2 protein-coding genes are annotated in these 2,618 nt (G+C 40.2%); both read left to right on the top strand.

Features of this window, described 5'->3' with window-relative positions; all coding sequences use genetic code 11:
* Positions 1-36: 36 nt before the first annotated feature.
* On the top strand, positions 37-1,461 hold the full coding sequence (locus SORDD16_RS04730; protein ID WP_061452556.1) for an NADP-dependent glyceraldehyde-3-phosphate dehydrogenase: 1,425 nt from the start codon (positions 37-39) through the stop codon (positions 1,459-1,461).
* A gap of 271 nt (positions 1,462-1,732) precedes the next feature.
* The coding region (locus tag SORDD16_RS10600; protein WP_241733984.1) for a GlgB N-terminal domain-containing protein at positions 1,733-2,618 on the top strand (886 nt) is incomplete at its 3' end.

The following is a 2,618-nucleotide window of genomic DNA, read 5'->3' as shown; positions in this document are numbered from 1 at the left end:
AAAATAAGTTTTAATCATTTTCAGGAGGAAGGGAATTTGACAAATTATCAGAATTTAGTGAATGGAAAATGGAAATCATCAGAGAATGAAATTGCCATCTATTCTCCCATCAATCAGGAAAAGCTGGGTACAGTACCAGCTATGAGTCAGGCTGAAGTAGATGAGACTATGAAAGCTGCGCGTGCAGCTCTCCCAGCATGGCGTGATTTAGCACCCGTTGAGCGTGCAGCCTATTTGCATAAGGCAGCTGATATTTTAGAACGCGATAAAGAAAAAATTGGTACCATTCTTGCCAAAGAGGTCGCTAAAGGCATTAAAGCAGCCATCGGAGAAGTAGTACGTACAGCAGATTTGATTCGTTTTGCTGCTGAGGAAGGTCTCCGTATCACTGGACAAGCAATGGAAGGTGGCGGTTTTGAAGCTGCAAGTAAAAACAAACTGGCCGTTGTTCGTCGTGAGCCAGTTGGAGTCGTTTTAGCTATCGCGCCATTTAACTACCCAGTCAATCTTTCTGGATCTAAGATTGCTCCGGCATTGATTGCAGGAAATGTCGTTATGTTTAAACCACCAACACAAGGATCTATTTCTGGTCTCTTGCTAGCTAAAGCATTTGACGAAGCAGGAATCCCAGCAGGCGTCTTTAACACCATCACTGGACGTGGTTCTGAGATCGGGGACTACATCATTGAACACAAGGAAGTGAACTTCATTAACTTTACAGGTTCAACACCGATTGGTGAGCGTATCGGTCGTTTAGCCGGTATGCGCCCGATTATGCTGGAGCTTGGTGGGAAAGATGCTGCAATTGTTTTAGAAGATGCAGATTTAGAAAATGCAGCTAAGCAAATCGTAGGTGGTGCCTTTAGCTACTCTGGTCAGCGTTGTACTGCTATCAAACGTGTCTTGGTTGTGGAAAGTGTAGCAGACAGATTGGCTGAATTGCTCCAAGCTGAAGTTGCTAAGTTAACAGTCGGTGATCCATTTGACAATGCAGATATCACACCTGTTATTGATAATGCTTCAGCTGATTTCATCTGGGAATTGATCGAAGATGCACAAGAAAAAGGTGCTAAGGCTCTTACACCAATCAAGCGTGAAGGTAATCTTCTCTGGCCAGTGCTTTTTGACCAAGTTACAAAAGATATGAAAGTGGCATGGGAAGAACCGTTTGGACCTGTTCTCCCAATTATCCGTGTCGCAGATGCCAATGAAGCAGTAGCAATTGCCAATGAATCTGAGTTTGGTCTTCAATCCTCCATCTTTACAAATGACTTTAAGAAGGCGTTTGAAATTGCTGAAAAACTTGAAGTGGGAACCGTTCATATTAATAATAAAACACAACGTGGACCAGATAATTTCCCATTCCTTGGTGTAAAAGGTTCTGGTGCAGGAGTGCAAGGAATTAAATATAGTATCGAAGCGATGACAAATGTTAAATCCATTGTTTTCGATGTAAAATAATCCAAAAATCAGGATTTTATCTTCCTGATTTTTGTTTTTAGCAAAAATTTGGTTGTAAATTGAAAAATGACGAATGTTTTGGTATTATATTTAAAAAACATATGCATACTATTTCTTATTCTATTTGCTAAGCATCATTTTTAAAAATGCCAGATAATTTTTTGAAGACTTTCATAAAAAAATATGATTTCCCTCGTAAATTACTTGAAAGTTATCTTAAAAGAGTGTATAATAGAATTACAGAAAACGCTTACAAAAGAAAGGGGATTGAATGAGTACTCAAGAAGCATTAAGAACCTTTACTACTGGTGAAAATTTTCACCTTCAGCATTACTTAGGAGCACATAGAGAGGAGAAAAACGGAGAAGTTGGCTATACCTTTAGAGTTTGGGCGCCAAATGCCCAAGCAGTTCATCTAGTTGGTGATTTTACTAATTGGGTTGAGAATCAGATTCCCATGGTTCGAAATGAAGCAGGTATTTGGGAAGTATTTACGAGTCAAGCACAGGAAGGTCAAATTTATAAATACCGCATTACACGTGCAAATGGCCAAGAAATTATGAAAATCGATCCTTTGGCAGTTCGTTTTGAAGCCCGACCAGGAACGGGAGCTGTTTTGACCGATATCCCAGAAAAGAAATGGAAGGACGGACTTTGGCTTGCACGTAGAAAGCGTTTAGGATTTTTCGAGCGACCAGTTAATATATATGAGGCTCACGCCGGATCTTGGAAGAGAAATCCAGATGGTAGTCCCTATAGTTTTTCACAGCTGAAGGACGAACTTATTCCTTATTTAGTTGAAATGAACTATACACATATTGAGTTCATGCCTTTGATGGCTCATCCACTTGGATTGAGTTGGGGCTATCAGCTTATGGGTTACTTCGCTCTGGAGCATTCCTATGGGCACCCTGAGGAATTTCAAGATTTTGTGGAGGAGTGCCACTTAAATAATATTGGAGTTATTGTAGACTGGGTTCCAGGTCATTTCACTATTAATGATGATGCCTTGGCATATTATGACGGCACACCAACTTTTGAATACCAAGACCACAACAAGGCTCATAACTACGGTTGGGGTGCGCTGAATTTTGACCTCGGAAAAAATGAGGTCCAGTCTTTCCTGATTTCCAGTATTAAATTTTGGATTGATTTTT

It is taken from the genome of Streptococcus oralis (assembly GCF_001578945.1).
GTDB classification, from domain to species: Bacteria; Bacillota; Bacilli; order Lactobacillales; family Streptococcaceae; genus Streptococcus; species Streptococcus oralis_Q.
This window is presented reverse-complemented; position numbering and strand designations above follow the sequence as displayed.